The following is a 20473-nucleotide window of genomic DNA, read 5'->3' as shown; positions in this document are numbered from 1 at the left end:
GTCGCCTATGCCGGCCCCAGAAAGAAGTTCTCATGAAGTTTCGGCCACTCCACGACCGCGTCGTCATCCGGCGCGCCGAAGGCGATGTCAAATCCAAGGGCGGCATCATCATTCCCGACAATGCCAAGGAAAAGCCGCAGGAAGGCGAAGTCATCGCCGTTGGGCCGGGCGCACGCGACGAAAACGGCGCGCTTGTCCCGCTCGACGTCAAGGCCGGCGACTTCATCCTGTTCGGCAAATGGTCGGGCACCGAGGTCAAGATCGACGGCGAGGACCTGCTGATCATGAAGGAAGCCGACATTATGGGCGTCATCGACAAGAGCGAGACGGCCGCTATCGGCAAGAGCGGGACGGTCGTCACCGAGAAAAGCGTCAAAGCCAAGAAGGCCGCCTGACCGGCCTGGCTTTGCCAGGCTCCGGCGAGCCGCTTGCTTCACCACACCAACGGGATTGAAAAAAATGTCTGCCAAGGAAATCAAATTCGCCACCGACGCGCGCGACCGCATGCTGCGCGGCGTCGAGATCCTCACCAATGCGGTGAAGGTCACGCTCGGCCCCAAGGGCCGCAACGTCATCATCGACAAGGCCTATGGCGCGCCGCGCATCACCAAGGACGGTGTGACGGTGGCCAAGGAAATCGAGCTTGCCGACAAGTTCGAGAACATGGGCGCGCAGATGGTGCGCGAAGTGGCTTCGAAGACCAACGACCTCGCCGGTGACGGCACCACCACCGCCACGGTGCTGGCCGCATCGATCCTGCGCGAAGGCGCCAAGCTGGTTGCCGCCGGCATGAACCCGATGGACCTCAAGCGTGGCATCGACCAGGCTGTCGCCGCCGTGGTCAAGGACATCAAGGCGAAGGCCAAGAAGGTCAAGTCGTCGGCCGAGATCGCGCAGGTCGGCACCATCGCCGCCAATGGCGATGCCAGCGTCGGCGCCATGATCGCCAAGGCGATGGACAAGGTCGGCAATGACGGCGTCATCACCGTCGAGGAGGCCAAGACCGCCGACACCGAACTCGACGTCGTCGAAGGCATGCAGTTCGACCGCGGCTATCTCAGCCCCTATTTCGTCACCAATGCCGACAAGATGCGCGTCGAGCTGGAAGAGCCTTACGTGCTCATCCACGAGAAGAAGCTCGGCAATCTGCAGGCGATGCTGCCGATCCTCGAGGCGGTGGTGCAGAGCGGCAGGCCGCTGCTGATCATCTCGGAAGACGTCGAAGGCGAAGCACTGGCGACGCTGGTCGTCAACAAGCTGCGCGGCGGCCTCAAGGTCGCGGCCGTCAAGGCGCCGGGCTTCGGCGATCGCCGCAAGGCGATGCTGGAAGACATCGCCGTGCTGACATCGGGCCAGATGATTTCCGAGGATCTCGGCATCAAGCTCGAAAACGTCACCATCGAGATGCTTGGCCGCGCCAAGCGCGTACTGATCGAGAAGGACACCACCACGATCATCGACGGCGCCGGCACCAAGGCGACCATCCAGGCGCGCATCGCGCAGATCAAGGGCCAGATCGAGGAGACCACGTCCGACTACGATAAGGAGAAGTTGCAGGAGCGGCTGGCCAAGCTCGCCGGCGGCGTCGCCGTGATCCGCGTCGGCGGCGTCACCGAGTCTGAAGTGAAGGAAAAGAAGGACCGCATCGACGACGCGCTGAATGCGACGCGCGCGGCGGTGGAAGAAGGCATCGTGCCCGGCGGTGGCGTGGCGCTTCTGCGCGCAAGATCGGCTCTGGCCGGCCTGACCGGCGCCAATGACGATGTGACCGCCGGCATTTCGATCGTGCTCAGGGCGCTTGAAGCGCCGATCCGCCAGATCGCCGAGAATTCCGGCGTCGAAGGCTCGATCGTCGTCGGCAAGCTGTCCGACAGCAAGGACCAGAATCAGGGCTTTGACGCCCAGAACGAGGTCTATGTCGACATGATCAAGGCCGGCATCGTCGACCCGGCGAAAGTGGTGCGCACCGCGTTGCAGGACGCCGGCTCGATCGCCGCCCTTCTGATCACCGCCGAAGCGATGATCACCGACGTTCCGGCCAAGGATGCGGCGCCTGCGGGCGGCGGTGGCGGCATGGGCGGCTACTGACCATCGCCCGAAAATTGCCCGCTGGAATCTGGGCGGGCATAAATCAGAACAGGCTGCCGGGGACATTTCCCCGGCGAGCCAGGAATTTCCGTCAGTCAGTCAAGACTGTCATCAACGACAGGGAGATCGACAGATGATCACATTCGCCCCGAAGCCAAACGCTGTATCCGCGACCAAGCCGGCGGAGGAGAGCCGCTTCGATCGCATCCGCCGGATTGCCGCCGACAAGCACAGGCAGGCCGATGCCGGGCCGATTCGCCGCGAGCCGTCGAAGACCGGCGACAAGCGGCCGACGTGACGGCTGCCAACCTCACGACACCGGCAACGCTCCGCCCTCTTCGGTGCGGCGGGCAATGAACTCGTCGAGCACATCGGATGTGGCAACGGCCGACGCCGGCGGCTGGAAGTCGGCCAGCGTCCGCTTCCAGATGCCGGTGGCGCGCTCGGTGGCCGACTTCGAACCGGACTGCGTCCAGCTGCCGAAATTCGACCAATCGGCGACCAGCGGCTCGTAGAAGGCGGTGCGGTAGCGCGTCATGGTGTGGCCGGCGGAGAAGAAATGCCCGCCCGGCTGGACTTCAGCGATCGCCTCGAAGCCGATCGAATCCTCGTCGCCGGGGGTCGTAGCGCAGAGTTCGGCAACCGTCTGCAATGCCTCGATATCGGTGATCAGCTTCTCGTAGGAGACGCTGAGGCCACCCTCCAGCCAGCCCGCGGCATGGATGCAGACGGTGGCGCCGGCAAGCACCGAGCCCCACAGCGCGAACTGCGTCTCGTGCGCCGCCTGCACATCGGAAATGTTGGCCGCACTGCCGCCGCCGGACCGCCAAGGCAGGCCGGTGAAGCGCGCCAGCTGGCCGGCGCCCAGCGTCGCCTTGACGTGCTCGGGCGTGCCGAAGGCCGGTGCGCCGGACTTCATGTCGACATTGGAGGAGAAGGATCCGTAGACCACCGGTGCGCCCGGCCGCACCATCTGCGCCAGCGCGAGACCAGCCAGCGCCTCGGCATGCTGCAGCGTCAATGCGCCGGCGACGGTGATCGGCGCCATGGCGCCGGCCAGGCAGAAGGGCGTGATGACAGAGACCTGGCCGGCGCTGGCGAAGTCGATGATGCCTTGCGCCATCGGGATATCGAGCTGGCGCGGCGAATTGGTGTTGATCACGGTGTAGCAATGGACGCCGGCCAGGAACTCGTCCTGCGAGAGCCCGCGCGCCAGCCTGATCATCTCGAACCCATCCTCGACCTGCGGCGTGCCGCGGGCGAAGACGAAGGGGAACTTGTCCGACAGGGTCAGCTGCGCACGGTTGACGGCATAGTGGCGCAAATGGTTGTCGACATCCTGCGGCTCGATCCAGGGGCCGAGCATATGCAGCACGTCGAAATTCTGAACAAGCTTGGTCAGTTCTTCGAAAGCGGCGAGCGTGCCCGGACGCCGTCCGCGTTCGAGATCGGTGACGTTGGGCGCCCCGGCTCCGGCCAGGAACGTCATCGAGCCGAGCTCCAGCATGAGATCGCGGCTACGGTTGCCCGCCAGCGCCCGGATGGATTTCGGCGCCGAGGCCAGTGCCGCAGTGACAATATCGCGGCCGATGCGCACCATCTGGCTGTCCTCGTCGACCAGCGCACCGGCTTTGGCGTAGATCGCCCGTGCCTCCGGCAGCAGCACCTTGATGCCGAGCTCTTCCAGCACGCGCAACGCCGTGTCGTGGATGGCCGCGACCTGGTCGTCCGAAAACACCGGCTGCGGCAGGAACGGGTTCTTGAGCGAGCGATAGTTCGGGTGGCGGCTTGACCCGCTGCCGGCCTCACCGGTGTGCCCGCGCCGGCGCTCGCGCCTGGTCTCCCTTATAATGTCATCGACCATGGCCAAAACTCCTCATTGCCGCATCGCCTGCCCTCGGGGTCGTATGGCGAGGCCGGAATAATTCGCGCCGGCCGCTCGACGCCGACAATGTGCACCCAAAGCGCGGTCCCCTCCCCGGCGAATTCGTCGCCCAGCAACGTCAGCGCGACGCTTTTGCCTATTGTGTAGCCATAGCCGGCTGAGGCGACGAAGCCGACGCGCCGGCCCTTGTGCCAGACTGGCTCGAAGCCACTGGCGTCGGCATCGACGGCGTCGACCTCCAGCGTCACGATCCGGGCGGCGCTCAACAAACCGTGCGGTGTGGCCTGGCTGCCCTTGTGAGCCGGGCTGAAATGGAAGAATAGTCTTCGCCGGGTATGCCCGCCCTGAAATTGCCCGCTTGCGGTTCTCAGGTGGGTGGGGTGAGTTTCGGGAATGGCCAGTCCTTTAGAACGACGTCCAAGACGAAGAGGTCCGATCGCCGCCGCACTGCTGGCGGTGGACGCGTGGATCGATTCCTCGCTCTACGAAATCGGCTTCAAGGCCGGCCAGTTCTGGGAATCGGCGACCATTTTTTCGCGGCGCTTCCGAGTCACCGGCTGGCGACGCGGCATCATCGAGGTGCTGAGCGAAGGTTTTACGATGGGCGCCGGCGGCGTCGTCGTGCTGCTCGCACTCGCGATGCCGGCCTTCCAGATCACCACCGGCGACTGGCGCAGTCAGGGCGATTTCGCCGTCACCTTCCTCGACCGCTACGGCAACGAGATTGGCCAGCGCGGCATCATCCAGCGCGATTCCGTGCCTGTCGACGAGATGCCGGACCATGTCATCAAAGCAGTGCTGGCGACCGAGGACCGGCGCTTCTTCGAGCACTACGGCATCGACGTGCTCGGCCTGTCGCGCGCCATCTTCGAGAATGTGCGGGCCAATTCCGTCGTCCAGGGCGGCTCCAGCATCACCCAGCAGCTGGCCAAGAACCTGTTCCTGTCGAATGAGCGGACCTTCCAACGCAAGATCAAGGAAGCCTTCCTGTCGCTGTGGCTGGAGGCCAATCTGTCGAAGAAGGAGATCCTGCAGCTTTATCTCGACCGCGCCTATATGGGCGGCGGCACGTTCGGCATCGAGGCGGCGGCGGATTTCTATTTCGGCAAGAGCGTCAAGGATCTGAACCTCGCCGAGGCGGCGATGCTGGCCGGCCTGTTCAAGGCGCCGACCAAATACGCCCCGCACATCAACCTGCCCGCCGCCCGTGCTCGCGCCAATGTGGTGCTGTCGAACCTCGTCGATTCCGGTTTCATGACCGAAGGCCAGGTGCTGCAGGCAAGGCTGCATCCAGCCGAGATCGTCGACCGCGGCGAGCAGAAGAGCCCGGATTATTACCTCGACTGGGCCTTCGATGAGGTCAAGAAAATCGCCAAGCCCGGCCAGCATTCGCTGGTCGCCCACACCACTTTCGACGCCAACATCCAGAAAGCGGCGGAGGAATCCGTCGAATTCCATCTCCGCCAGTTCGGCAAGGAATACAACGTCACCGAGGGCGCCGTTGTAGTGATCGAGACCAATGGCGCGGTACGCGCCATTGTCGGCGGCCGCGACTATGGCGCAAGCCAGTTCAACCGCGCCACCAAGGCGCTGCGCCAGACCGGCTCCTCGTTCAAACCTTACGTCTACGCCACCGCCATGGAGCACGGGTTCACCCCGGACTCCGTCGTCTCAGGCGGGCCGATCAGCTGGGGCGGCTGGTCACCGCACAATTACAATGGCGGCTCGGCCGGCAATGTGACGCTGATCACGGCGATCGCCAAATCGATCAACACCGTGCCGGTACGGCTGGCCAAGGACTATCTCGGCATCGGCCCGATCAAGGCGATGGCCGAATCATTCGGCGTGGAATCGCCGCTGGAGTCGCACAAGACCATGGTGCTCGGCACATCGGGCATGACGGTCATGGACCAGGCGACGGGCTACAGCGTGTTCGCGCAGAACGGCTTCGCCGGCTCGCGGCACGGCATCACCCAGCTCGTCACCCGCACCGGCGATGTCGTCTACGACTTTGCCAAGGATGCGCCGGCGCCGCATCGGGTTCTGTCGGAACAGGCTTTGAAATACATGAACACCATGCTGGCTGCGGTGCCGGCGATCGGCACCGCGCGGCGCGCGCAGCTGCCCAACATCGTCGTCGCTGGCAAGACGGGGACGACGCAATCCTACCGCGACGCCTGGTTCGTCGGCTTCACCGGCAACTACACGGCTGCCGTCTGGCTCGGCAATGACGACTTCACCCCGACCCGCAACATGACCGGCGGCACGCTGCCGGCGATGGTGTGGCAGCGGCTGATGGTCTACGCGCACCAGAATATCGACCTGAAGCCGATCCCCGGCCTAGACAAACCCTTCGTCGACGAAGAGATCGCGGCCAAGGCCGAGGAAGCGGAGAAGAAAAATGCCGATCAGGCAGCAGCGGATGCCGCGGCCGAGCGCCCGGCGGTGCTGTCCAGCCGCACGACACAGACGCTGCGCGAGATGACCAAGGTGTTCCAGGCCGCGCCCGTGCTCGGCTCGCCGCAGACACCGGAGACCCTGTCGGCGCTTTGATTCCACAGCGCTGCTTGCTCTGCGGCCTGCCCCGCTATATCCCCCAACGATAATTCACTCGTCCCGGTTCTTCATGCTCAAGACCGCCTTTTTCACGCTGCTTTCGCTTGCCATAGCCATCGGCCTCGGCGGCGGCAGCGTCTGGTATGCGCTGCAGGCGCAGAGCGGCGTCGGCGCGATCAGCATCGGCGAATGGACCGCCTTTCCCGAGATCGGCACGCAAGATGCCGACCCCTATTCGAAGGCGCGCGTGGCGCGTGAAGGCGTGCTGGCGCTCGGCAAGGCCGAGGGCTTGTCCTTCATCGCCGAGCGCGATGCGGCCGGCAATGAGCTTCAGCGGCAATGCGACTACAGGATCGAGGGCAGTTTCCCCACAGCCCGGTTCTGGACGCTCTATGCCGCGGATCAATCGCTCGGCGTGGTCGACACCGGCAAGCCGAGGCTGGCGGCGCTGCAATCCTACCAGGTGCTGCGTCAGCCCGACAATTCGGTGATCATCGCCGTCGGCAACCGTCCGGCCCCCGGCAACTGGCTTCTGACCGAAGGTTTTGGCCGGATGTATTTCGTGCTCACCTTCTACGACACGCCGATTGCCTCAAGCACCGGCCTTTCCGACGTGTCGCTGCCCCGGATCGTCAAGGCTGGCTGCAATGCGTAGGTTGCTGCACGCCATCCTGCTCGGCCTGCTCGGCGCCGGCATCGTCCACATCGTGGTGCTTTTGCTGGTGCCGGAATTTACCGAGCGCGATGCCTGGTCACGGCTGGCGATGGCGTCCGACCTCTACAAGATGACCAGGCTGGATGCCGAGGCGGGCGGCGCGCCGGTGGTGAAGTCGGTGGATCCGCTGTTTTACGCCGCCGCCTGCCGCTTCGACCTTGCCGAAGGCATGGTGCGGATCAAGGCGCCGGGCAGCGTGCCGTTCTGGTCGGTGTCGGTCTATGACCGCAACGGCCACAATTTCTATTCATTCAACGACCGCACGGCGACCGGCAACAAGCTGGACACCGTGGTGCTGACGCCGGCACAGATGATCGACGTGCGCAGGGAGCTTCCCGAAGACCTGCAAGGGGCGATCTTCGTCGAGGCGCCGATCGAGGAAGGCATCTTCGTCATCCGCGCCTTCGTGCCTGACGACAGCTGGAAGCCGATAGTGTCGCAGTTCCTGGACCAGAGCTCCTGCGAACTGCAGGACTACTGACCTCAGCCCGACGACCAGCAAACTCAGTGGTGCGGAACAGGCGTCCGTGGTGTGCCCGGCTTGTCCGCCGGCCGCGCTTGGCCTGCCAATGGCGGATGCTCGTAGCGGACGCCGGGAAAAATGATCACCGCCGCCGGCGTACCGGTGTCCTGAACTGCTCGATTGACTGGTGCCGATCGCGGCACGAAAGACAGTACCATGCCCATGGTTCGCGTATTCCTCTCGGTTGCCCCGGAGCACAACGCAACGCCTCCAAATGTGATTAAGGCCGGCAGAGGGTTAACGGAGCGCTAACGGATCGCGGCTAATTTGATGTTTGTTCCAGGCCTTGCGCGAAACCGACACAGTTGCGGTTGAGCATGGTCCGGGTTGTGTCGAGTGTCGGGCGTATCTTCCGTGTCAGCTTCGGATTTCAGGCAAATCGCCATACGGACGGAATCGGGAAAAGCCGAAAGGCTGTTTCGCGCCGCCGTGTCGGCGTTCTGCTCGCTGACCCGCCCGTCGCGCCGCGAGATCGCCCAGCTCGAGGATCTGACGCTGCCGCTGTTCGACAGCGTGCCGGTCGAATCGCGCCGCTATGTCGCCGCCGCCCTGTCCGAATGCGAATATGCGCCGGCCGCCCTGGTGCGGCGGCTTTGCGAGGAGCCGGTCGATGTCTGCGCGCCCTTGCTCGTCCGTTCGCGGGCGCTGGGCGACATCGACCTGATCGCGTTGATCGGCCGCCACGGCCTGCCGCATGCGCGCGCCATTGCCCGCCGCAAGGATTTGAACCCGACCATCGCGCAGTTGATCAAGGCGCTGGAAAAGCCGACCCTGGTGCGCGTGCGGCAGCCCGAGCCGATCGCCGACGTGGCGGGCGCCGACGCCGAAGCCGCTGCCGCCGCTCCCAGCGCACCAAAACTGCCCGGCAGCGCCGCCGAAACCGCCAGGCGCCGCCTGCGCTCGATGATGCTCGCCGAGGGCGAGGCGACATCGGTCAATCCCTTCGTCGGCTCAGCAACTTACAGCAAGCTGCGCGAGACGGCGCTGACCGGCAACGCCGCCTTCTTCCAGACCGCGCTTGCCGACGCGCTCGATATCGACTTCTCGACGGCGCGGTCGCTGACCGAGCATTCGAGCTATGTCTCGCTGCTCGCCGCGCTGCGGGCGCTCGACCTCAGTGAGGACAGGGCATTCCTGATCGTGGTCGCGGTTTACCCCCGGGAGTTTCCGCACCCGCAGGCGATCCGCATCTTCCTCGACCGCTACCGGCTGCTGCACCACGAGGCGGCGCTCGACAAGGTGCGCGGCTGGAAGGCCGAAACATTGTCGCGAGCGGTGCGCGGCAACACCCCTGTCGCCGCGAATGGCGACCAAGCGCCGGACGTCGACAAAGCCAGCCTAGGGGCCAGCCTCAAGGCGTCTTGACGGAGAGAAGCTCCTCGACGGAAACCGTTCCGGCCTCGATCTCGACCACCCAGATGTCGGGATCGAATTTTTTCTCCCGCTCAAGCCTGGCGTCAAGCGCGGCGGCATCGTCGCCGGCGCCGAGCAGCGTGAAAAAGCGATCATCCGGTTTGTCCGAATCGTAGCTCGTCTGCGGCGCCGGGCCGAACAGGGAGACGTCGCCCAGCCTGCCGCGGGAGAGCACGAAGACAGCGCCGGCCTCGGTCGCGCCGCGCTTGACGACGGCCGCAAAGCCGCCGGCGCCGAAAACACGGCGCAGCAGGGCCGACACCCAAAACTCGGTGGTTACGCGCATGACGAGGCTCCGGAGGACATGCGCGGCGTCTTAGCCGGATTTTCGGCTATCCGCGAGCGGTCGTCTTGACCACTCAATTGGTCAGGCCGATCTCGCGCATCTTGACGTAGACGACCTCGTCGGGCTCGCCCGTTTCCGGCAGGCCGAACAGCGACTGGAATTCCTTGATCGCCGCCTTGGTGCGGGCGCCGACGACGCCGTCGAGTTGCATGTCGTCATTGCCGAATGCCTTCAGGCCGGCCTGGATCTTGACGATGCGGGCATCGGGCGCCTGGGCGGATACCGGCGCGGAAACCGGGATGGGCGCAGGCGCGGCCTCGGGCGCGGCAACTCGAGCGGCGGCCATATCCACGGGCCGCGGCAGCGGATGCGGGATGCCAGCCGTGGTCTGCTTGGCGCCGAGCTGGTCGAGCAGCACGGCGTCGATCTCACCGGAGGCCGGCAGGCCAACTTTCTGCTGGTAGGCCTGGATCGCCTTTTGGGTATTCGGCCCGGAAATGCCGTCGACCGTTCCCGTGTAGAAATCGAGATCCTTCAGGATGCCCTGGACCTGCTCGACGGTCGGGTCGCTTTTGACCGGTGCCGGGCCGGGCCGCAGGATGTTGATGGTGGTTTCGGGTTCGTCCGCGCCGGGGTGCGGAAAACCCTCGATGCTGCGGGTGGCGAAGAAGGCGCCGGCATGCGGAAACGGCTGGTACCACAGCGCGTTGGCGGAAACGTAGAACAGCGTCACCAGGAAGGCGGTCGACCCGCCGACCAGGACCGGATTGCGCGAGATCGCGCCGCCGAGCGCAATCGCGCCGGCCTCGAACGCGCCGCTGCGGCGCTTGACCGCCTTAGGCTGTTTTGCGGAGCGAGCCATTCCTGTCCCCTTTCGCGTCGCCTTTCGTCCTGGTCGCAGGCATCGGCAGCACGCCGTTCCTGTCGGTCGCGCTCCTCTTCGGCCCGTTCACCGGCAGGCTGATCGTGACCGTCGTCCCCTCGCCCGGCATGCTTTCGATCGACATCGTGCCGTCGTGCAGCGCCACCAGGCCCTTGACCAGCGACAGGCCGAGCCCGGTGCCCTCGAAGCGGCGCGTATAGTCGTTCTGGATCTGCATGAACGGCTTGCCGAGATTGACAAAATCTTCCTCGGCGATGCCGATGCCGGTGTCCCTGACCCAGAAATGCAGCCGCGAGCCGATCCGCTTGGCGCCGACGACGACATTGCCGCCATCGGGCGTGAACTTGACCGCATTGGAGACGAGGTTGATCAGGATCTGCTGCACGGCACGACGGTCGGCATTGATCTCCCCGGCGTCCGGCGCAATCTGCGCCTGGAGACCGATGTTCTTGGCATTCGCCTGCAGCTGCATCATCGACTGGCACATCTCGACCGCTTCGATGAATCGGAACGGTTCGGGCTCGGTCGCGTAGGCGCCGGCCTCGATCCTCGAGACATCAAGGATGGAGGTGACGACGGCAAGCAGATGCTGGCCCGACTCCTTCACCAGGCTGACATACTCCTTCTGGCGCGGGTCCTTGAAGCCGCCGAACATCTCATGCAGCAGCATGTCGGAAAAACCGATGATGGCGTTGAGCGGCGTCCGAAGCTCATGGCTGACGACCGCCAGGAAGCGGCCCTTTGCCACCTCGGCCGACGCTGCGGCCTCATTGGCGGCAGCAAGCTCGTCGCGCAATTCGGCAGTTTCGTCGTTCTCGCGCAGCAGCAGAGTGAAGGTCTCCTGCTGCTCTTCGGCGCGCATCAGTTCGAGCTGAAATGGCCGGTAATTGTCGGCCGTCGAGGCGCTGCCGTCCTGCGGCAGCCTTACCCGAAGATCGAGCCGGCGCGCCAGGGCGCCATCGCGCATGTCGGCAAGCGCGCTGAGATAAGCGACGCGATCGGACAGGTGGATGCGGTCGAACAGCCCGGCGCCGGAAAGCAGTTCCGGCGGCAGCTTCAGGATGGTGCGCGCCTTGGCCGAGGCATCCAGGACCTCGCCATGCCGGGCGACATGCAGGACAACGGCGTCGATCATGTCTTCAAGGCGGTCGTTTGGAAGGAGCGCGGGCTGCGCGCGTGCGGCATCGCCGAGGGCCGCGAGCCGGGGAACCAGCGTCAGGCCCCAGGCGAGCGGCAGCAGCCAGTGCCACGCCGCGACTTGCGCCCCTCCGAGCGGGACGACAGAGCCGACAAAGGGCTGCAGCAGCATTGCGGCCAAGGTTGAGAGGCCGCCCCAAAGTGCCGCGCGCTTTGAACCGCCGATCCACCAGGCCTCGAATGGCAGTGCCAGGGCCAGCAGCGCAACCGGCGACGCCAGGCCGCCTGCTGCCGCGACGGCGCCGGCAAGGGCAAGACCGCCGGCGGCAAGGGCAACCTGGGCTGCCAGCGTCATCTTGCCCGACGCCGCCACCAGCAAGGCGGCGAACCAGCAAAGACCGAAGGCGGCGAAAATGGTTGCGACGGTGACGGCGGCGCCCATGCCCGAGGTGACCAGTGTCACCGCCGCACCGGCGGCGAAGAACGGAGCGGCAAGCATGATGCCGATGAACCGGCGCTGGCGCAGGCGATCGCCCTGGCCGATGATGGCCGGATGGACCATGCGTTCGCAACCGGCCGCCAGCGCGCCAGGCAGTTCAATATATCTGGCAGTTGTCAAACTCAACGCACTCGCACCCGGTCGTGACTGCCCCTGCTTTGCAGGTCGCTTTTGCTTGTTTGAAACTCGCATCCAGCGTTTAAGGAATGAATAAGGCTGACCGGAACAACGAGCGCGCTGCGGCAAAAATTGGAGCGCCGGCACCGGAATGCACCGCCATTTGTAGCCATAGTAAACGGAGCGTTATGTGCAAAGGGCGTGCCCGTGGCTGCGAAACCCTGAGCCGGCATGCCTGCTCTTCTGAAGATATCCATGCGCAACAATCGCTTAGATGGTTACTGCAAGGTTAAGAAAATTGTCGGCATTTGAGGCTAATGCACTGCAAAACGCCTCGCTTCGAATTTGCCTAAAATTTGAGGAAAATTTTCACTGAGCAGGAAAGCCGTCCTTTGCGCCTCATGTGCCATTGTCGCTGATATAAAGAGGTCATTGCGCATGGACGCATGATCCGGTCATTGGACGAGAGGGCAGATCGATGGGCTTTTTGATAAGAATGGCGTTCTGGTTTTCGCTGGTGTTGCTGGCGCTGCCGCTGACCGTCGGCCCCGACGAGGATGGCCGCGAGAGCGTCGGGCCGTTCCAGGCGCTTTTTGCGGCGCGCGAAGCGGTCGGCGACATCGCCGGCATTTGCGAGCGTAAGCCGGACGTCTGCGAAACCGGCAAGTCGGCGATGCATACGATCAGCGCCCGGGCCAAGGAAACCGCCAAGATCGCCGCCGCCATGCTGGACGACAAGAGCGCCGAGACCTCGCCCGATACATCGCTGGCCACCGGCAGCGTCGCCAAGGACATCGTGCTGCCGGCGACAGTCAACATACCTGCCAAGCTGGTGGCGAAGAACTAAACACCGTTTCAGCTGTATCTACAGCGACACCGCAGGCCGGTCGGACCTCTCGATGCCTGCGGTGCTTTTCTTATTTTTCCGTGACGCCGCAGCCGCGGATGACTATATCCCGAGCAATGGCCACGACGATCCAGACGATCCGCGACGACTTCTCCCTGCTCGACGAGTGGGAAGACCGCTATCGCTATGTCATCGAGCTCGGCGAAGCGCTGCCGCCATTTCCCGACGCCGAACGCAACGCCGCCAACAAGGTGCCGGGCTGCGTCAGCCAGGTCTGGCTGACCACGAGCCGAGCGCCGGGCGCCGATCCGGTCATCACCTTCACAGGCGATTCAGACGCTCATATCGTGCGCGGTCTGGTCGCCATCATGCTGGCGCTGTTTTCGGGACGGACTGCCAGCCAGATCCTTGAAACGGACGCAGAGGCGACGCTGAGGTCGCTTGGCCTCGACGAACATCTGTCGCCGCAGCGGGCCAATGGCCTGCGCTCGATGGTCAAGCGCGTCAAGCGCGACGCCGAGATGGCTCTCAAGCAGACTGCTTGATTGCTCTATCTTCTCTTCTTTCGACGCAATTCCCAAGAGAAAGCGCTCGGCAGTTTTCCTGGAATTGTTCTAGAAACAAAAACGGCGCCGTAAGGGGCGCCGTTGATCTTGTCCATTGGAGCCGGTGTTACCGCCCCTTGCGCTTGCGGCCGAGGCCCATCTTCTTGGCCAGCTGCGAACGGGCAGCGGCATAGTTGGGGGCAACCATCGGATAGCTGGCGTCGAGATTCCACTTCTCGCGGTATTCATCGGGCGTCAGACCGTAATGGGTCATCAGGTGGCGCTTCAGCGACTTGAACTTCTTGCCATCTTCAAGGCAGACGATGTAATCGTCATGAACAGAGCGCTTCGGGTTTACCGCAGGCTTCTGCTTGTCGGCCGGAGGCTGTTCGCTTGCTCCGCCCACGCGCCCGAGAGCGGCATGGACATCAGCGATAAGGTTCGGCAATTCGCCGACCGGCACGGGATTGTTGCTGACATAGGCTGCCACCACATCGGCGGTCAGCTCGATCAGCGCATCGCTATTTCTGGAAGGTGTTTCGACGATATCCATGGTTTAGGCCCCAACGAAGGATGTTTCTGTTTGCGCCCTTTTTGGAAGATCGGGCATGGCGCGAATTTCACGCGGGAAGAGCTTCATGGATTCGCGTCCGGGCATCTTAATGAGCCCACAGACAAAGTAAGTCAATTCGCATCTTGCGCTATATTCAACGATATTCATCGAATAGTCGCTCTTCAGCTTCAATCTTTCGTGCACTCTGTAACTTCGCGATATTTTCTGGTCGGACCAGGACTAGCATGACGTAAGGTCACGCCATCGCTAAATCAGCAGGGACTCATAAAATGGGCAGCGATGCTTGGTCTATGCTTCAAGGTTTGGGCAGCTGATTGTCGGATTCGTACCAAACCGCAAGTTGCAAAGCGTTGGCGAAACCCGCCGAAGAAGATCTTCGGTCTGACCGGATTCAATACGGCGTGAGGTATTTTCCATAGACCCAGCCACTAACAAAAGCACCATTTTGCGCCGGGTCGTGCCAAACTTGACACCATTGATAGCGAATTGCCTGTTTCTGTTTCCAGTGCGGCTGGCCGGCGATCTCCAGAAGATTCAAGCCGCTGGTGCACTTGCCGGTCATCTGCAGGATCGTCCCGTTGGGATAGGCGGCCTGCTTCTGCGAGGTGCCGGACGGATATTTGCGAACGTTGAGCGTGTCGCCGAACGGCACGCCAGCCACTTGCCAAGCGGCGAACGCGGTTGCATGAGACTGGCCGGTGAAAGCCAGAACGGTCGAAGCGACGACGGCGAGAGCCGCAGCGATGTTGATATGGAAATTCATCATCCTCTCCTTTTGGCTCATCTCCCGAGCCCGCCGCAACCAATACATCCCGGCCCTTGAACCCGCGCTGATCGGCGTGTTCATTTGCCATTCAAGTAATTTCTTCAGTGAGACGCAATGACCAAAACCTCAGCTTTTCCGACCGCGAGCCCGCCGAGCCCCGAGAAACACCCCGTCTTCGACACGCATCACGGCATTACCCGCACAGATGACTATGCCTGGCTGAGGGCCGAGAACTGGCAGGCGATGTTCAGGGACCCTTCCCTGCTTGAGGGCCGCATCCGCGCCCATCTCGAAGCCGAAAACGCCCATCAAGCAGTGCTTATGGCCGATACGCTAGAGCTTCGGAAGCAGCTGTTCGGCGAGATGAAGGGGCGCATCAAGGAAGATGATTCGACGGTGCCGATGAAGGATGGCCCCTATGCTTACGGCTCATCCTTCAAGCTTGGCGGCGAACAGCCCCGCTATTTCCGCATGCCGCGCGATGGCGGCGATGAGCAGATCCTGCTCGATGGCGACGCGGAAGCCGAGGGCAAGCCCTATTTCCGCCTCGGCGGCGTCGACCATTCGGCCGATCACCGCAAGCTGTTGTGGGCGTTCGACGACAAGGGCTCTGAATTCTTCACACTTCGCGTGCGCGATCTCACCAGCGGCAAGGAACTGAGCGACCAGATCGAGGCCACCAGTGGTGGCGGCGTCTGGAATGCCGCCGATGACGGTTTCTTCTACACAAGGCTCGACGACAATCATCGTCCGTCCAAGGTGCTGTTCCACGCGCTCGGCGGCAGCCCCCTTAATGACCGGCTGATCTATGAGGAAACCGATCCCGGCTTCTTCATGGATGTCGGCGGCACGCGCTCCAACGAATGGATCATGATCGGGATCAACGATCACGAAACCTCGGAATATCACCTGATGCGCGCCGATGAGCCTTTCGCCGAGCCAAAGCTGGTGGCAAAGCGCGAGACCGGCCTGCAATATGATCTGGAAGAAGGCGGCGACATCTTCTTCATCCTCACCAATGCCGACGGCGCCAAGGACTTCAAGATCATGACGGCGCCGGCTGATGACCCGGTTCGCGCCAACTGGGAAGAGCTGGTGGCGCACGAGCCAGGCCGGCTGATCCTGTCGGTGGTCGGCTTCAGGGATCATATGGTCAGGCTCGAACGCAAGGAAGGACTGCCGCGCATCGTCGTGCGCGATCGCCGCAGCGGCGAGGAGCATCTGATCTCGTTCGACGAAGAGGCGTTCTCGCTCGGCCTGTCGGGGTCCTATGAATACGACACCGAGATCATGCGCTTCACCTATTCGTCGATGACGACCCCGGCGCAGGTCTTCGACTACAATATGCGCAGCCGCGAGCGTGTGCTGCTGAAGACCCAGGAAGTGCCGTCCGGTCACAATCCGGATCATTATGTCACGCGCCGGCTGATGGCGCCGGCCGCCGATGGCGAACTGGTGCCGGTCTCGCTCCTGCATCACCGCGACACGCCGCTCGATGGCTCCGCGCCGTGCCTGCTTTACGGCTACGGCTCTTACGGCATTGCCATCCCGGCGGCGTTCAACACCAACTGGTTCTCGCTGGTCGACCGTGGCTTTGTCTTTGCCATCGCCCATGTCCGCGGCGGCAAGGACAAGGGCTATGGCTGGTATGACGACGGCAAGCGGGCGCACAAGATGAACACGTTCACCGATTTCATCGCCGTCGCGCAGCATCTCGTCGCCGAGCGTTACACCCAACACGACCGCATCGTCGCGCAAGGCGGCTCGGCCGGCGGCATGCTGATGGGTGCGATCGCCAACATGGCGCCGCAAAATTTCGGCGCCATCGTTGCCGAGGTCCCCTTTGTCGACGTGCTGACCACGATGCTCGACGCAAGCTTGCCGCTGACGCCGCCGGAGTGGCCGGAATGGGGCAACCCGATCGCGTCGGCGGAAGATTACCAAACGATCGCCGCCTACTCACCCTATGACAATGTCGCCGATCACGACTACCCGCCGATACTGGCGCTGGCCGGCCTCACCGATCCGCGCGTCACCTATTGGGAGCCGGCCAAATGGGTGGCGCGGCTGCGCGAGCGCAAGAGCGGCGACAATCCGGTGCTGTTCAAGATCAACATGGATTCCGGCCATGCCGGCGCCTCCGGCCGCTTTTCAAGGCTGGAGGAGATCGCCTATACCTACTCCTTCGCGCTCAAGGTTACGGCCAAGCCCGAACCCGAGGTTACGGGCAAGGCTGAGAATGCAACGGAGGCGTCGCAATGATCGATCTATCCACCTTGACGGCTTACATAGCGGTTGTGCTTGGCTTTGTGTTTATTCCAGGCCCAGCCACGCTTTTGACGGTCGCGCGAGCGACGAGTTCCGGAACCAGGGTTGGCGTCGCGACGGGCGCGGGCGTCGCGGCTGGCGATGTGTTCCATACCATCATGGCGATGGTCGGCATTTCGGCGATCATCGCCACTTCGGCAACGCTGTTCAGCGTCGTAAAATACATCGGCGCGGCGTATCTCGTTTACCTCGGCATCCGCGCAATCATCGAGAGAATACCGGCCGACCCTACTGCCGGCGCACTCGCGATCTCCGCCAGCAAGGCGTTTCGTCAAGCTGTCCTGACCGAAGTGCTTAATCCAAAGACGGCGCTTTTCTTCCTCGCCTTCCTGCCCCAGTTCGTGCGGCCTGAAAACGGATCGGTGATGCTCCAGCTGATGACGCTGGGCATAATCTTTGTTCTGCTCGGCCTTTTCAGCACAGTCGTCTTTGCCGTGAGTGCGGGCCGGCTCGGCACGTTCCTGCGCCGCAATCCGTCGGTGGTGAAATGGCAAGGCAAGGTGGTTGGCGGCATCTACTGCGCGTTAGGCGTCCGTCTGGCCTTGCAGCAGCGCTGATGTCGATGCGAAAGGCGCGCCCGTCGAGGCGCGCCGATCGTCACTTTTTGAATTCCAGGCTGCTCATTTTCACTCGCATTTGCAATGGCTGCGCGCTACCCAATGCGCGCCACCTTCCAGACCATGACATACGCAAAGGGGCCACTATGTTGCTCGTCGACACCTATCTCGAGAAATCACCGATCCAGGGCATCGGGGTTTTCGCCAGGAACCACATTGCCAAGGGCACGCTGGTCTGGAAGCTCGACCCCAGATTCGACCGGATCATCGACGTCGAGACCTATGAAGGCGAGAGCGGCCCGGTGAAGAACTATCTCGACCGTTATTCCTATCCAGACCGCCGGGATCCGAACTACATCGTCTTCGAAGCCGACGACGCCCGCTACATGAACCATGACGACGAACCGAATTGCGACGTCTCCTCGCCCGAGGAAACCTATGCCTTGCGCGACATCGCACCCGGCGAGGAACTGACCTGCAATTACAGCCATTTCTTCGAGACGGGCTTCGACTTCCTCGGCGATCGCCACCTGTAGATCGCCACCTGTGGCCGGGATCACTTGGCCGGCTTGCTGCGCACCGGGTAGCCGTTGGGATGCGGCGGCACCGCCTTGAGATAGGCGGCTATTGCCGCGCGATCTTCCGGCGGCAGTTCGGCCATGTTGCGCTGCACGTCGACCATGGCGCCGCCGACCGAATCGAAATCAGGGGTAAAACCGGTTTCGAGATAGTTGGCGATGTCGGCTTCCGACCAGTCACCGAGCCCGCCTTCGCCCGATGTGATGTTCGGCACGATGCCGCTGCCTTCGGCGGCCGCCGCGCCAGCCAGCCACTGGCTCCTCCTGGTGCCGCCGGTGATGTCGCGCGGCGTGTGGCATTCGCCGCAATGGCCGGGCCCCTCGACCAGATAGCGGCCGGCGAGTACCAGATCAGGCGTGCCATCGGCAAAGGCAATCACCGGCTCTTTGCTGAGATGGAGCCGCTTCCACAGGCCGAGGCCGCGGCGGATGTTGAAGGGGAAAGTCAGGGAATTGTCGGGCGCCTTGCCGGCGACCGCCGGCAGCGTCTTCAGGAACGCATAGAGATCGGCAATATCAGCCGGCTTCATCCGGGCGTAGGACGCGTAGGGAAAGGCCGGATAGAAATGCTCGCCCGACGGCGACACGCCCTTCAGCATGGCGTTGGCAAGGTCCTCGACCGTCCAGGCGCCGATGCCGTCCTTGGGATCCTGTGAGATGTTGGGCGGCACGAAGGTGCCGAACGGCGTCTTGAGCTCGAGGCCGCCGACCAGTTGCAAACGGCCGTCGCCTTGCGAGCCCGGCTTGGCGTGACAGGAGGTGCAGCCGCCGGCATTGAAAATGCGCTTGCCCCTGGCGGCGTCGCCGGGGCCGAGCTGCGCCAGGGTGTCAGTGTCGAGCTTGACCGGCGCCGACAACAGCCAGCCGGCGCCGGCACCGACGACGCCCAGGACAAGGGCGGCGCCGACAAATTTTTTCCACAAGGGCATTGCCCGGGATCAGCTCTTCTTCACCCGATAGGTCTTGTGGCAGGTGCCGCAATCACTGCCGAGCGTATCGATCTGCGCCTTCAGCGCATCGACATCGGCGGGTGCGGCGGCGACTGCGGCCTTGACGTCGGCGAGGTACTTGTCTTCGGTCGATTTGAAGCCCGCCATGTCTTTCCAGATTTTGGGCGAGGCGGTGGTATCACCGCTGTCGCTGCCGGCCGGGAACAGCGTGTCGACATCGAACTTCTCGGCATTGACTTGCAGCGCCTGCAGCGCCGTCAGCACGGCGGCGGCATCGAAGTCTGCCTCGCCCTTGGCGATTTTTGACAGGCCGCCGACGATCTTGCCTCGTTCCTTCATCAGTCCCTGTCGGTCGAGGATCGGGTCGGCAAAAGCCGCCGAGGCGGCGAGGCTGAGCATAGAGATGGCGATAACAAGCTTTCTCATTCAATTGGCTCCAGGATGATGAGGGGTCGCGACCTAACGTTAACGGGGGGCGGGCCGGGATTATTCCCTGTCCGCCGGCCAGATTCTGCCGAATTTTGTGTGCCTGCTGCTTCAGCTGAGAAAGAAAAGCCCCGGAGTACCGGGGCTTCTCTGGGTCGATCAGGCTTTCGCCTCTTCGTACATTTCAAGGACATGGTCCCAGTTGATGAGGCTGTCGACGAAGGCCTCGAGATATTTCGGCCGCGCGTTGCGGTAGTCGATGTAATAGGAATGTTCCCAGACATCGACGCCGAGGATCGGCGATGCGCCATGGACGAGCGGGTTCTCGCCGTTCGGCGTCTTGGAGATCGCCAGCTTGCCGTCCTTGACCGAGACCCAGGCCCAGCCCGAACCGAACTGCGTGGTGCCGGCGGCGATGAAGTCGGCCTTGAACTTGTCGTAGCCGCCGAGGTCGGCGTCGAAAGCCTTCTGCAGGGCGCCCGGAAGCTTGTTGCCGCCGCCGCCCTTCTTCATCCACTTCCAGAAATGGATGTGGTTGTAGTGCTGGGCTGCGTTGTTGAAGAGGCCGGCATTCTTGCCGAACGACTGTTTGACCACCTCTTCGACCGACAGATCGCCAAGGCCCGCTTCGGCGGCCAGCTTGTTGCCGTTGTCGACATAAGCCTTGTGGTGCTTGTCGTGGTGATACTCCAGCGTCTCCTTCGACATGTAAGGCTGCAAGGCCTCGTAGTCGTAGGGCAAGGCGGGCAATTCAAAAGCCATCGGTCATACTCCTCATGGAAAAATCCGGTGCGGATACC

Annotated in this window: 22 protein-coding genes; 12 read left to right on the top strand and 10 right to left on the bottom strand. The window is 63.2% G+C overall.

The genetic code is table 11. The annotated features are described in order from the left end of the window. The first annotated feature begins 32 nt into the window (after positions 1-32). The 3 genes from X728_RS144615 (at position 33) to X728_RS1000000171095 (ending at position 2386) form a co-directional block, all read left to right on the top strand. Positions 33-395: a co-chaperone GroES gene (locus X728_RS144615; protein ID WP_023698577.1), complete on the top strand. Its 363-nt coding sequence runs from the start codon at positions 33-35 to the stop codon at positions 393-395. A 64-nt stretch (positions 396-459) separates the two neighbouring features. Continuing rightward, positions 460-2088, top strand: coding sequence for a chaperonin GroEL (gene groL, locus X728_RS144620; protein ID WP_023687238.1), 1629 nt, complete (start codon positions 460-462; stop codon positions 2086-2088). A gap of 133 nt (positions 2089-2221) precedes the next feature. Continuing rightward, positions 2222-2386, top strand: a complete 165-nt coding sequence (locus X728_RS1000000171095) for a hypothetical protein (protein WP_023687237.1) — start codon at positions 2222-2224, stop codon at positions 2384-2386. 12 nt (positions 2387-2398) lie between these two features. Here X728_RS1000000171095 and X728_RS144625 read toward each other — a convergent pair whose 3' ends face one another. Both X728_RS144625 and X728_RS1000000171775 read right to left on the bottom strand, forming a co-directional pair. After that, positions 2399-3952 (bottom strand): trimethylamine methyltransferase family protein, encoded by a 1554-nt coding sequence (locus X728_RS144625; RefSeq protein ID WP_023732032.1) that lies wholly within the window; start codon positions 3950-3952, stop codon positions 2399-2401. Continuing rightward, positions 3934-4239 (bottom strand): glycine cleavage T C-terminal barrel domain-containing protein, encoded by a 306-nt coding sequence (locus X728_RS1000000171775; RefSeq protein ID WP_023727644.1) that lies wholly within the window; start codon positions 4237-4239, stop codon positions 3934-3936. The genes X728_RS144625 and X728_RS1000000171775 overlap by 19 nt, the downstream gene beginning before the upstream one ends. A 127-nt stretch (positions 4240-4366) precedes the next feature. Between X728_RS1000000171775 and X728_RS144630 the strand changes: the two genes are divergently transcribed. The 4 genes from X728_RS144630 (at position 4367) to X728_RS144645 (ending at position 9132) form a co-directional block, all read left to right on the top strand. Next, a complete protein-coding gene (locus X728_RS144630; protein ID WP_023684539.1) occupies positions 4367-6526 on the top strand; it encodes a penicillin-binding protein 1A in 2160 nt (719 codons plus the stop codon). Between the two features lie 73 nt (positions 6527-6599). Next, a complete protein-coding gene (locus tag X728_RS144635) occupies positions 6600-7184 on the top strand; it encodes a DUF1214 domain-containing protein (RefSeq protein ID WP_023732033.1) in 585 nt (194 codons plus the stop codon). Beyond that, a complete protein-coding gene (locus X728_RS144640) occupies positions 7177-7725 on the top strand; it encodes a DUF1254 domain-containing protein (RefSeq protein ID WP_023743730.1) in 549 nt (182 codons plus the stop codon). Before X728_RS144635 ends, X728_RS144640 begins: the two co-directional genes overlap by 8 nt. Before the next feature lie 396 nt (positions 7726-8121). Continuing rightward, positions 8122-9132 carry a DUF2336 domain-containing protein gene (locus X728_RS144645; protein ID WP_023708427.1) on the top strand — a complete coding sequence of 337 codons (1011 nt, stop codon included), beginning with the start codon at positions 8122-8124 and terminating at the stop codon, positions 9130-9132. Here X728_RS144645 and X728_RS144650 read toward each other — a convergent pair. From X728_RS144650 to X728_RS144660, 3 genes are all read right to left on the bottom strand, one after another. Beyond that, positions 9119-9466: a DUF1491 family protein gene (locus tag X728_RS144650; protein WP_023698568.1), complete on the bottom strand. Its 348-nt coding sequence runs from the start codon at positions 9464-9466 to the stop codon at positions 9119-9121. The genes X728_RS144645 and X728_RS144650 overlap by 14 nt on opposite strands. A 73-nt stretch (positions 9467-9539) precedes the next feature. Continuing rightward, positions 9540-10328, bottom strand: coding sequence for a peptidoglycan-binding protein (locus X728_RS144655; RefSeq protein ID WP_023727647.1), 789 nt, complete (start codon positions 10326-10328; stop codon positions 9540-9542). After that, positions 10303-12048: a PAS domain-containing sensor histidine kinase gene (locus X728_RS144660; protein WP_023832444.1), complete on the bottom strand. Its 1746-nt coding sequence runs from the start codon at positions 12046-12048 to the stop codon at positions 10303-10305. The genes X728_RS144655 and X728_RS144660 overlap by 26 nt, the downstream gene beginning before the upstream one ends. A gap of 532 nt (positions 12049-12580) precedes the next feature. Between X728_RS144660 and X728_RS144665 the strand changes: the two genes are divergently transcribed. Together X728_RS144665 and X728_RS144670 are read left to right on the top strand one after the other, a co-directional pair. Beyond that, a complete protein-coding gene (locus tag X728_RS144665) occupies positions 12581-12949 on the top strand; it encodes a DUF5330 domain-containing protein (RefSeq protein ID WP_023684546.1) in 369 nt (122 codons plus the stop codon). A gap of 116 nt (positions 12950-13065) precedes the next feature. Continuing rightward, positions 13066-13494 (top strand): SufE family protein, encoded by a 429-nt coding sequence (locus X728_RS144670; protein ID WP_023673679.1) that lies wholly within the window; start codon positions 13066-13068, stop codon positions 13492-13494. 127 nt (positions 13495-13621) lie between these two features. Here the strand turns inward: X728_RS144670 and X728_RS144675 are convergent, their stop codons facing one another. Further along, positions 13622-14047 carry a MucR family transcriptional regulator gene (locus X728_RS144675; protein ID WP_023673680.1) on the bottom strand — a complete coding sequence of 142 codons (426 nt, stop codon included), beginning with the start codon at positions 14045-14047 and terminating at the stop codon, positions 13622-13624. Between the two features lie 412 nt (positions 14048-14459). Continuing rightward, a complete protein-coding gene (locus X728_RS144680) occupies positions 14460-14834 on the bottom strand; it encodes a hypothetical protein (RefSeq protein WP_023747498.1) in 375 nt (124 codons plus the stop codon). Between the two features lie 114 nt (positions 14835-14948). Here X728_RS144680 and X728_RS144685 point away from each other — a divergent pair, with 114 nt between their 5' ends. The 3 genes from X728_RS144685 to X728_RS144695 all read left to right on the top strand — a co-directional run bounded on the left by X728_RS144685 (position 14949) and on the right by X728_RS144695 (position 18255). After that, positions 14949-17096 (top strand): S9 family peptidase, encoded by a 2148-nt coding sequence (locus tag X728_RS144685; RefSeq protein ID WP_023747499.1) that lies wholly within the window; start codon positions 14949-14951, stop codon positions 17094-17096. Continuing rightward, positions 17093-17719, top strand: a complete 627-nt coding sequence (locus X728_RS144690; RefSeq protein ID WP_023692796.1) for a LysE family translocator — start codon at positions 17093-17095, stop codon at positions 17717-17719. Before X728_RS144685 ends, X728_RS144690 begins: the two co-directional genes overlap by 4 nt. Before the next feature lie 146 nt (positions 17720-17865). After that, positions 17866-18255 carry an SET domain-containing protein-lysine N-methyltransferase gene (locus X728_RS144695; protein ID WP_023673684.1) on the top strand — a complete coding sequence of 130 codons (390 nt, stop codon included), beginning with the start codon at positions 17866-17868 and terminating at the stop codon, positions 18253-18255. 20 nt (positions 18256-18275) lie between these two features. On the opposite strand, the gene X728_RS144700 is transcribed toward X728_RS144695, so the two are convergent. The 3 genes from X728_RS144700 to X728_RS144710 all read right to left on the bottom strand — a co-directional run bounded on the left by X728_RS144700 (position 18276) and on the right by X728_RS144710 (position 20435). After that, positions 18276-19226 carry a cytochrome c gene (locus X728_RS144700; protein WP_023747500.1) on the bottom strand — a complete coding sequence of 317 codons (951 nt, stop codon included), beginning with the start codon at positions 19224-19226 and terminating at the stop codon, positions 18276-18278. 9 nt (positions 19227-19235) lie between these two features. Continuing rightward, the gene (locus X728_RS144705; protein ID WP_023684552.1) at positions 19236-19673 is read right to left on the bottom strand and encodes a cytochrome c; all 438 of its coding nucleotides are present in this window, start codon (positions 19671-19673) and stop codon (positions 19236-19238) included. A gap of 159 nt (positions 19674-19832) precedes the next feature. Further along, entirely contained in the window at positions 19833-20435 is a 603-nt protein-coding gene (locus X728_RS144710; protein WP_023673687.1) for a superoxide dismutase, read from the bottom strand. Positions 20436-20473 lie beyond the last annotated feature (38 nt).

This window comes from Mesorhizobium sp. L103C119B0 (assembly GCF_000502235.1).
Lineage (GTDB): Bacteria > Pseudomonadota > Alphaproteobacteria > Rhizobiales > Rhizobiaceae > Mesorhizobium.
Note: the sequence above shows the minus strand (reverse complement) of the source record. Positions and strands in the feature narration are given on the sequence as shown.

Coding starts and splice junctions, on each gene's coding strand:
- X728_RS144670 (WP_023673679.1), top strand. CDS start 13,066: ATGGCCACGACGATCCAGACGATCCGCGACGACTTCTCCCTGCTCGAC.
- X728_RS144705 (WP_023684552.1), bottom strand. CDS start 19,673: ATGAGAAAGCTTGTTATCGCCATCTCTATGCTCAGCCTCGCCGCCTCG.
- X728_RS144695 (WP_023673684.1), top strand. CDS start 17,866: ATGTTGCTCGTCGACACCTATCTCGAGAAATCACCGATCCAGGGCATC.
- X728_RS144685 (WP_023747499.1), top strand. CDS start 14,949: ATGACCAAAACCTCAGCTTTTCCGACCGCGAGCCCGCCGAGCCCCGAG.
- X728_RS144675 (WP_023673680.1), bottom strand. CDS start 14,047: ATGGATATCGTCGAAACACCTTCCAGAAATAGCGATGCGCTGATCGAG.
- X728_RS144615 (WP_023698577.1), top strand. CDS start 33: ATGAAGTTTCGGCCACTCCACGACCGCGTCGTCATCCGGCGCGCCGAA.
- X728_RS144700 (WP_023747500.1), bottom strand. CDS start 19,226: ATGCCCTTGTGGAAAAAATTTGTCGGCGCCGCCCTTGTCCTGGGCGTC.
- X728_RS144660 (WP_023832444.1), bottom strand. CDS start 12,048: ATGGTCCATCCGGCCATCATCGGCCAGGGCGATCGCCTGCGCCAGCGC.
- X728_RS144655 (WP_023727647.1), bottom strand. CDS start 10,328: ATGGCTCGCTCCGCAAAACAGCCTAAGGCGGTCAAGCGCCGCAGCGGC.
- X728_RS1000000171095 (WP_023687237.1), top strand. CDS start 2,222: ATGATCACATTCGCCCCGAAGCCAAACGCTGTATCCGCGACCAAGCCG.
- X728_RS144710 (WP_023673687.1), bottom strand. CDS start 20,435: ATGGCTTTTGAATTGCCCGCCTTGCCCTACGACTACGAGGCCTTGCAG.
- X728_RS144650 (WP_023698568.1), bottom strand. CDS start 9,466: ATGCGCGTAACCACCGAGTTTTGGGTGTCGGCCCTGCTGCGCCGTGTT.
- X728_RS144630 (WP_023684539.1), top strand. CDS start 4,367: ATGGCCAGTCCTTTAGAACGACGTCCAAGACGAAGAGGTCCGATCGCC.
- X728_RS144690 (WP_023692796.1), top strand. CDS start 17,093: ATGATCGATCTATCCACCTTGACGGCTTACATAGCGGTTGTGCTTGGC.
- X728_RS144665 (WP_023684546.1), top strand. CDS start 12,581: ATGGGCTTTTTGATAAGAATGGCGTTCTGGTTTTCGCTGGTGTTGCTG.
- X728_RS144680 (WP_023747498.1), bottom strand. CDS start 14,834: ATGATGAATTTCCATATCAACATCGCTGCGGCTCTCGCCGTCGTCGCT.
- X728_RS144625 (WP_023732032.1), bottom strand. CDS start 3,952: ATGGTCGATGACATTATAAGGGAGACCAGGCGCGAGCGCCGGCGCGGG.
- X728_RS144635 (WP_023732033.1), top strand. CDS start 6,600: ATGCTCAAGACCGCCTTTTTCACGCTGCTTTCGCTTGCCATAGCCATC.
- groL (WP_023687238.1), top strand. CDS start 460: ATGTCTGCCAAGGAAATCAAATTCGCCACCGACGCGCGCGACCGCATG.
- X728_RS144640 (WP_023743730.1), top strand. CDS start 7,177: ATGCGTAGGTTGCTGCACGCCATCCTGCTCGGCCTGCTCGGCGCCGGC.